The 8,925-nt window shown below is 43.9% G+C and carries 7 protein-coding genes; 2 read left to right on the forward strand and 5 right to left on the reverse strand.

Annotated features, from left to right (window positions below):
* Nucleotides 1–242: 242 nt before the first annotated feature.
* The gene (locus tag PseudUWO310_RS13515) at nucleotides 243–860 is read right to left on the reverse strand and encodes a CPP1-like family protein (RefSeq protein WP_142602096.1); all 618 of its coding nucleotides are present in this window, start codon (nucleotides 858–860) and stop codon (nucleotides 243–245) included.
* Nucleotides 861–1,393: 533 nt separating this feature from the next.
* Between PseudUWO310_RS13515 and PseudUWO310_RS13520 the strand changes: the two genes are divergently transcribed.
* Both PseudUWO310_RS13520 and PseudUWO310_RS13525 read left to right on the forward strand, forming a co-directional pair.
* On the forward strand, nucleotides 1,394–2,386 hold the full coding sequence (locus tag PseudUWO310_RS13520) for a sodium-dependent bicarbonate transport family permease (protein ID WP_009626426.1): 993 nt from the start codon (nucleotides 1,394–1,396) through the stop codon (nucleotides 2,384–2,386).
* Between the two features lie 99 nt (nucleotides 2,387–2,485).
* On the forward strand, nucleotides 2,486–2,797 hold the full coding sequence (locus PseudUWO310_RS13525; RefSeq protein ID WP_142602098.1) for a P-II family nitrogen regulator: 312 nt from the start codon (nucleotides 2,486–2,488) through the stop codon (nucleotides 2,795–2,797).
* A 122-nt stretch (nucleotides 2,798–2,919) separates the two neighbouring features.
* Here PseudUWO310_RS13525 and murJ read toward each other — a convergent pair whose 3' ends face one another.
* The 4 genes from murJ to PseudUWO310_RS22960 form a co-directional block, all read right to left on the reverse strand.
* Nucleotides 2,920–4,629 (reverse strand): murein biosynthesis integral membrane protein MurJ, encoded by a 1,710-nt coding sequence (gene murJ, locus PseudUWO310_RS13530; protein ID WP_142602100.1) that lies wholly within the window; start codon nucleotides 4,627–4,629, stop codon nucleotides 2,920–2,922.
* 379 nt (nucleotides 4,630–5,008) lie between these two features.
* The gene (locus PseudUWO310_RS13535) at nucleotides 5,009–5,311 is read right to left on the reverse strand and encodes a 2Fe-2S iron-sulfur cluster-binding protein (protein WP_142602102.1); all 303 of its coding nucleotides are present in this window, start codon (nucleotides 5,309–5,311) and stop codon (nucleotides 5,009–5,011) included.
* A 945-nt stretch (nucleotides 5,312–6,256) separates the two neighbouring features.
* Complete coding sequence (gene glyS / locus PseudUWO310_RS13540; RefSeq protein WP_142602104.1) at nucleotides 6,257–8,383, reverse strand: glycine--tRNA ligase subunit beta; 2,127 nt, start codon at nucleotides 8,381–8,383, stop codon at nucleotides 6,257–6,259.
* A gap of 148 nt (nucleotides 8,384–8,531) precedes the next feature.
* Nucleotides 8,532–8,681, reverse strand: a complete 150-nt coding sequence (locus PseudUWO310_RS22960; RefSeq protein ID WP_190316021.1) for a hypothetical protein — start codon at nucleotides 8,679–8,681, stop codon at nucleotides 8,532–8,534.
* Nucleotides 8,682–8,925: the final 244 nt, after the last annotated feature.

The following is an 8,925-nucleotide window of genomic DNA, read 5'->3' on the forward strand; positions in this document are numbered from 1 at the left end:
TGAGATTTTTGAGATGGTTAGCTGTTGGCTATTAGCTATTGGCTTTTGGCTATTAGCTATTAGCTATTAGCTATTAGCTATTGGCTTGTATATATTTTAAAAGCCTTGCATTGCAAGGCTTTTAAAATATATGTGATATACGTGAGCTTACCAAAAATTATAGGTAGAAACTAAAAGCTAAAAGCCAAAAACTAAAAGCCAAAAGCTAAAAGCCAAAAGCTAAAAGCTAAAAGCTAAAAGCCTCATTTCAAGAAACAAGCGTGAAGCCACATCACCAATAGGATAATTACCATCTGGATCGAGCTAGGGAAAAATCCATCACCAACTAAACGGGATAGGACTAAGACTTGATTGGTTAGAGCTGCTAATAATACCCCGATCGTAATTCCTGATAGGGAGATCAATAACGCCCGTCCAAATCGGTTTTCTTTGCGGGTTAATAAGTACACACTGGCAATTAATCCGAAGGATAGCCATGTGGTGGCAGCAGATACAAAAAAGCTCACTGCACCCAATCCAGCAAAAACTCCCAACGAAATATAAATATCTTTTTGTTTAGGCGTATCTAGCAGCTTTGACAACCAAGATGGGGCGCGACGCTGTGTATTGTTTTGCAGAGCCGCAGGTATCGCAGTGGAGAGACGTTCGGGATAGCGAATGCGATCGGGTACAGCAATTTTGCCTTCTTTGCGCGCACGCAAACGATCCATGAGGATGGCATCGTAGGCTAATTCGATCGCTTCTTGTTGAGACTCATCCCCCTCATGTTCGCGCAATAGGCGATCGCGTGCATCACGCACTTCTTCAAAGGAGGCTTCGTCGTTGACTCCTAGTTTTTCGTAGGGAGTTGGTTCGCTCATTTTTCCAACTATGAATGTTTGTAATGTTCGCTAGATATTCGCTGAGAAAGTAGCTAAGCAACCGAATCAGAAAATATTATGCAGCGTAATGTTTAACCATAGTATAGCGTCTGCTTCAAAATACTTGTCTAAACTTTTAGATGTCTTATTGATGTCTTGGTTTAATGTCTTGATTTGATATAAGTAGCTAGGCGCAATTAAATATAAAACCCCAAGACCTGTAGCGCATGCTGCGCGTGCGCTACAGGTTTTGATTCTGGGTTTTAATTATGCCCAGCTACTTAGCCGTAAGTAAACTTAAAAACCAGAAGAGCATACCGCCCGCTGCGCGGGCGGTATGCTCTTCTGGTTTAGCTACTTAATAAGAAAAAATAGGGCTGCGACTTCGCTCAGCCATTGGGATACGATGGCTGAGCATAGAGAAACCTAAATATATAACAAGACATAACCGTCGATCGCTATACAATTCGGTAGACTGTCATCATGTACGAATTGCTTTAACAAATCATTTTATTTTTAATGGATCTGTCCAAATGGATTTAGACCTAATCGTTTCTAACGTTCTTAACCCGCCGATCCTGTTCTTTTTTCTGGGCATGATCGCGGTACTGATCAAGTCGGATTTGGAAATACCACCACCTATTCCCAAATTATTCTCGCTGTATTTGTTGTTAGCGATCGGATTTAAGGGGGGGGTCGAACTAGTCAAAAGTGGCATCAGTCAAGAAGTGATTTTGACGATGGCAGCAGCAATCCTGATGGCTTGTGTCGTTCCTGTCTATTCATTTTTTATCCTCAAAATCAAGCTGGACTCGTACAATGCAGCCGCGATCGCCGCAACCTATGGCTCGATTAGTGCGGTTACCTTTATCACGGCAAGTTCATTTTTGAGCCAATTGGGGATCGCTTTTGACGGTTACATGGTGGCAGCCCTTGCCCTGATGGAGTCTCCTGCCATTATTGTGGGACTAATCCTCGTCAGCCTTTTTACGGCTGCCGAAAAAGCAGAAAAAGGTGAAAATCGCGAATTTGCTTGGGAAGAGGTATTGCGGGAAGCTTTTCTCAATAGTTCAGTATTTTTGCTCGTTGGGAGTCTGATTATTGGTTGTCTAACTGGAGAAAGAGGCTGGCACGTACTATCGCCCTTTACCCAAGACATGTTTTATGGCGTACTGACTTTCTTTTTGATGGATATGGGCTTAGTTGCGGCTAAGCGAATTAAGGATTTGCAAAAAACAGGCATTTTCCTAATTGCATTTGCGATTTTAATGCCAATCCTCAATTCGGGCGTAGGTATTGCGATCGCAAAGTTAATCTCCATGTCGCAGGGAGATGCCTTGTTATTTGCGGTGTTATGTGCCAGTGCTTCGTATATTGCCGTACCTGCGGCGATGCGGTTGACAGTGCCCGAAGCCAATCCTAGCCTCTATGTCTCCACTGCTCTGGCGGTGACCTTTCCCTTCAATATTATTGTTGGCATTCCCTTATATATGTACGTAATTAATTTGTTTTGGGCAACAACTTAGACGACATTAGGCAGCGTGAGACGCTGCCTAGGGTTGGATTTATGGAAATTTTTTAACACCAATTTAATCAATTTATTTAGTTATTTAGAGATAAAAATCATGCAAGCGGTCAAAAGAATCGAAATCGTATCTGATTCGGTCGAATCTCACAAAATCATCAAGGTTTTAGAAAGTGTCGGGGTTTTAAACTACACAGTAATCCGCAATGTCATTGGTAAGGGCGTACGGGGTACTAATTCTGGCGATCTTGATATGAGTATGTTGGAAAATGACTATGTAATTGCTTTCTTTTTAGAGGAAAAGACCAAGGCACTGGTTGAAAAACTCAAGCCAGTTACGAAGAAGTTTGGCGGAGTTTGCTATATATCTGATGCGATGGCAATTCATGCGGTACAAAGTATTAGCTCCTAATCCCCAAATTACCCCAAGGAATAGATAACCCAAAGATATAGATCCCCCAAAGGATAGATCCCCCAAAGAATAGAGCTGTGATGAGTATAGACTTTTTTCTTTGGGCGAAATTATCGAGAAAATTATCGGGAAAAGCGCCGCTTGATCTGTGCACTCAGCAAGGCAATCTCAGGAATTTTCATTTGCATAGCGATCGCGCCAAAGATCGTTAATCCAACTACACTAGCGATCGCCAGTCCTCCTAATTCAGCACTAAACTTGGCTATGGCACTCATGCTAGCGAATCCCTGACTGAGCAATTTATAGACTCCCCAACTCGCTCCCCCTGCGATCGCACTAGCGATCACTAGCCCAAAGATCGTTATGCTCCAACTTTTTAAGGGCATTCCATTAAGACGGCGATCCAGACAATACATCATGGTGAGCATCGACAGCACATTCACCGAAACCGTCGCCAGCACGATTCCAGGCGCACCAAATTTTTGAACTAGGAAGTAATCAAATAGTCCATTTAAAAAAATATTGGCGATGCTGATCTTAAAAGGGGTATCTCCATCACCGAGCGCATAAAAAACCCGCACCAAGACATCGCGCCCTAGATAAACAAACATCCCAACGGAATAAGCCATTAAGACTGCCCCTGTCAACTCCGCATCCTCTGTGGTGAAGGCATAGCGCTCATATACTACCTGTGCAATGGGAAAAGCCAAGGCTACCATCAAGGCACTAAGGGGCAGCATGGTTAAAGCCGTGAGCATTAATCCTTGACGAATCCGCTGCTTAAGTTCATCCCAGTTTTCGGGATCGGTGAGCTTCGACAACACAGGAAAAAGCGGTACGAGGATCACATTCGACAAAATCCCTAAGGGCGTTTGGACGAGCAAACCTGCATAACCCATCGCGGACACAGCCGCCGCTGCGTTAGGAATGAATGAAGCAAAAAATAAATCCGTCCACACATTAATTTGCAGCATTCCCGATGAAAAGGTGGCAGGAAGCATGATTTTCATTACTTCTTTAACTTCAGGTCTCTGGAAGTCAAATCGCAGTTTGAAGCCACCCATACCAGATTTAAGCTGTACGGGCAATTGCACTAACCATTGCAAAATTGCTCCAGCAAGGGTTGACCAAGCTAGGACTGCCCCGCCCAGCATGGCATTTTCTGGCAAGAGGATCTTGCTGCCCAAACTCCAAAACAAGCCACCGATGCCAATCAATACGGTCAAGCTAGAAAAGATGGGACTGACGGAGGGTAACCAGTAAGCGTCAGCCGCATTTAAGGCTCCAAAGCCGATCCCCACCAGTCCCGCAAGGACTGCCATGGGAGCCATGATCTGAAACTGCTGAATGGCAATATCTTTGGTGATCTTCAGATTTTGAATGGTTTCAGGAGTAATTCCTTTAGCTAGTAAATTGGCTTCGGGTATGAATAGTCCGGGGGCAACTAGGTGCATCAATGGTTCTGCAAAAATGATGAGGGCGATGCTCACCAACAATAAAATTCCTGTAACGATAGTGGTGATGCTGTCGATGATGGTGGCAACTTCACGCCGATCTCGTTTTGCTAAAACACTGACGATCGCGCTATGGAAAGGACCATTAATCCCCCCCAAGAGGATCAACAAGAACCCTGGAATCACATAGGCAAAGTTATATGCGCCATAGGCGGTTCCATTGCCAAAGGCTGCGGCGATCGCGACTTGACGCAGTAATCCAAATATTTTGCTCAATAACGTAGCAACTGCTACAATCGTGGCGATATTGAGGAGCGATCGCTTAGTTGATTGTAGTGGTTGAGTTTCAGTGACGATATCTTCTTCGTTACCAGACAAAATTTGTGCTGCCCCTTACAGTTTAGACTCTGAAAAATGTAACACCAAATCACAACCTTATCCCAATTTTAGGATAGTGCTTTTCATTTAGTGGGGATATATCTGGCTGTCGCCAGTTTTGTCAGGATCAAAACCCATAAGACCAATGGTGACGCTTCGCGTCACCATTAGTCTTATGGGTTTTGACAAGCTATAGCTGTCGCCTGTATTAGGACATAAACCCCAAGAATTGAGTGGCGGCGCTTCGCGCCGCCACTCAATTCTTGGGTTTTGATTTGTCCTCATTCAAGTGACTGTAGCTGTATATCAAAAAACTCCGATCGCCAAACTAATTACGTTCAGAGATCGGAGCTTTTAAAATATTTAAGAAAAGAAGCGATTAGTAGAGAGCTTCTTCTTGATGGGTCAAGATTTCACAATCAGACTGAGCGTAGGTTACGCAAAGGAGAGCATAACCAGCTTCGATTTGCTCATCATCCAAGAAGGACTGATCGCCTTGGTCGATTTCACCCTTAATGATCTTGCCAGCACAGGAAGAGCAAGCACCAGCGCGACAGGAGTAAGGCAAATCGATACCTTGAGCTTCAGCAACATCAAGGATGTACTCATCAGCAGGAACCTCGATAGTCTTATCAAGACCGTCGGCTTCGTTAATTAGTCTTACTTTGTATTTATCAGCCATGTTGTGTAATAAACCTCTTAAAGATTGCAGACAATAATAAATGCTGAGTTGAATTAGCTCCAAGAAGAGGGTACTAACCAATTGGCATTTATTTCAATCACCCACAAGGGCATTAAGACGCATCATATCGCTCTTGGCATCCCAGCGAACAACTAGGTTTTTATTTCTGCCATTAGTTATAGGTGATAGTTATCGGTCGGTTTCAAGCAACTCTAAACGGCTAAAACCTAGTCAATAAAAGGCTCTAAGGCATTTTGTCGCCCTATAAAAATGATGAGTTTTCGTTTATAGTTTGATTTATTTAATAAGTTTTTTTAATCTTATCGACAGACATAATCATAGCCAATTTTTTGATATGAAAATTCAATCAATGAGTACTACTTCCTAGCCATAAAAGCAGCCATAAACCATAAATAAACGTCAGTTCGGGTTAAGTTGGCAAATTTTCAAAGCCCAAAAGTAAAAGCCTTGCTAAGCAAGGCTTTTACTTTTGGGCTTTGAGAAAGGGTTTACATAGCAAACCCTTTCTCAAAGCCCGTTTTAAATTATCTCGAACTCACGTTATAGCTACAGTCACTTGACTTAACCCCAAGAATTGATTGGCAGCGCGAAGCGCCGCCAATCAATTCTTTTATGTCCTATTAGACTTGGCGACAGCTATATAGCATTACCAGTTATACCAAATCACAAAATGGCAACGCCATTTTGTGATGTGAAAACCCCTACTGGTTTTGGTTTTTAATTCACAAAAGTGTTGTCACACTTTCGTGAATTGGTATTATGTTAGGACAAAAACAAAACCCAGAAGAGTGTTGCGGCGCGAAGCGCCGCAACACTCTTCTGGGTTTTATGTCTTAACTTATTTGGCGACAGCTATAAATAAAGATGTACTGCTAAAAATAAAAACTAGATGCATGGCATCTAGTTTTTATTGGGCGGGAAAGTTTAGCCTCGAATGGTACTGAAATCGGCAAGTTGACGGCTGTAGTTGCGGATAAAGCCCAGCAAGTTGAGACGATTTTGACGCACTTGCGGATCTTCTGCCATAACCAGCACATCATCAAAAAATTTCGCGAGGATAGGCGCGATCGCTTTAATCCCCTCCATCAACTGAGCATCACTAGGTTGGCTGGGTAAAGCGGCGATCGCTTGATAAAGGGCTTGTTCGGCTGGGTCAGTTAGGGTGTCAGCATTGACGGCGATCGCGATATCTAAAGTTGTGCTATCTAAATTGCCCTGAACGGCGAGGCGGGAAGCTCTCACGATGGGCTCGTAGATTGCACCAAGGGTGGAGTTGTCACGGGACTGTTGTAAGAAATGAGCCCTTTCTTTGAGGCGGATGAGATTGCTTAAACCTTGCAAAGTATAGGCAAGATCGTCAGCGCCCATCACCGCATCTACTAGATCGTACTCAATGCCCTGCTCAGCAAGGATAGTTTCGCAACGCTGCTTAAACCATTTGTAGAGGTTCTCTAAGACCGTTTCGGCGGGACTTGCTAATAAATTTTTGTCCGCATAAACGGCGATCGCCGCTTGCAATAGTTGGGGCAAATTGAGGGAAAAGCCACTTTCCCAAGCGATCTGGACGATCCCCGTAGCCGCACGACGGAGGGCAAAGGGATCGGACGACCCCGTAGGAATGATGCCTAAACCGAAAATACCAACGAGGGTATCAAGGCGATCGCTAATGGCGACGATTTTTCCCGTTAGAGCTGTCGGTAATGAATCACTAGCGCCACGGGGTTGATAATGTTCGCGAATACCCGTCGCCACGGCAAGAGGCTCTTGGCTAGATAATGCGTAGTAATAACCCATTTGACCCTGTAGTTCGGGAAATTCCTTCACCATTTGCGTTACCAGATCAGCTTTTGCCAACTGAGCTGTGCGATCGATGAGGACTTCATCGGCGGCGGTGATAGGCAGATTGGCGATCGCTGCTATTACAGATTTAGCGATCCCCCGAATGCGATCGACTTTTTCCGCCACGGAACCAAGTTGGGCTTGGAAAGTGACTTTTTCTAATAGGGGTAAAAAAGTTTCTAAGGATACGGCGCGATCGCTATCGTAGAAAAACTTCCCATCGGAGAGCCGCGCTCTGATCACGCGACCGTTACCCGCAGCAATTAACCGCGATTTATCGGGATCACCATTAGAAATGGTAATAAAACGAGGTAGTAATTGATCGGGATTTTTGAGGGAATAAACGGGAAAATAGCGCTGATGACTCACCATTTCGGTTTTAATCACAGGCTGAGGCAGTTCGAGAAATTCCCGTTCAAATTCGCCAATGACTGCCGTAGGAAATTCCACCAGATAAGTCACTTCTTCGAGGAGATCTTCGGGGATTTCTGCTTTACCGCCAAAAAGCTCGACGATGCTATTAATTTGGTTGACAATATGTTTTTGGCGCTCTTTTCCATCAACCAGCACAAAGGCTTCTCGCAAAGTTTCCACATAGTCTTGAGCCGTGTCAATAATTACCGATCGCGGATGCATAACTCGATGACCTTGGCTCAAGCGATCGGATTGCACATTTTCTAAAGCGATCGGTAAAACTTCGGAATTAAATAATGACACCAACCACCGAATTGGACGTGGAAATTTTAGATCGCCATTCCCCCATCGCATCAGACGCTTGCCATCTAACCCTGTAATCCAAGTAGGAGCCAACTCTTGCAAAATATCCTTTGTTTGGCGACCAATAATCTGTTGCTGAGCAAAAACAAAGGCTCCTTTATCGGTTTCTTTAATAAAAATATCTTGAATAGCGATTCCCTTCGACTTGGCAAATCCTAACAGCGCCTTAGTCGGTTCGCCTTGAGGATCACCATTCACAAAGGCTGACCCTAGGGCGGGTCCCTTTAGCTCGACAAGGCGATCGCTTTGTTGAGTGGCTAACCCTTCGATTAATACTGCTAAACGTCGCGGCGTACCATAAACACTGACCTTACTCGTAGTTAGTTGATGTTCATCTAAATTTTTAGGGATACGTTCTTGCCATTGGCGCAACGCATCAACAACAAAACTAGCAGGTAGCTCTTCAGTACCGACTTCTAACAGAAAACTTGCCATAACCACTTGTTGAGGGACTAGAACAGTTTAACGCTTTGGCGTGCAATATAAGTAGACAAGCGCAATTAAATATAAAACCCCAAAAGCTGTAGTGCAATCGCAGATTGCATTACAGCTTTTGACTCTGGTTTTCTTTTGACTCTGATTTTTAATTATGCTCAGCTAAGGGACTTGCGAGAAAATAAGATGCCAATCCAGATTTACCAGAATCGGTGGCGCGGCGGAGCCGCGCCACCGATTCTGGTTTTATATTTGGTACTTCATTAAATCGCAAGTCCCTAAGTAAGTAGCTAGACATAGTTAAACTTAAAACCTAGAAGAGCATACCGCCCGCGCAGCGGGCGGTATGCTCTCTGGTTTTGTTTTTTAATTATGCCGAACTACTTAATACCAATTCACGAAAGTGAGCCAACACTTAAATGAATTAAAAAGCAAACTCCATAAGGTTTTGAGATTCCAAAAATCGCAACGCCATTTTTGGAATTGGTATAAGTGGGCTTAATTAAATATAAAATCCTAAAACCTGCGGCGCACGCATAGCG

It is taken from the genome of Pseudanabaena sp. UWO310, from assembly GCF_006861605.1.
Classification (GTDB): Bacteria; Cyanobacteriota; Cyanobacteriia; order Pseudanabaenales; family Pseudanabaenaceae; genus Pseudanabaena.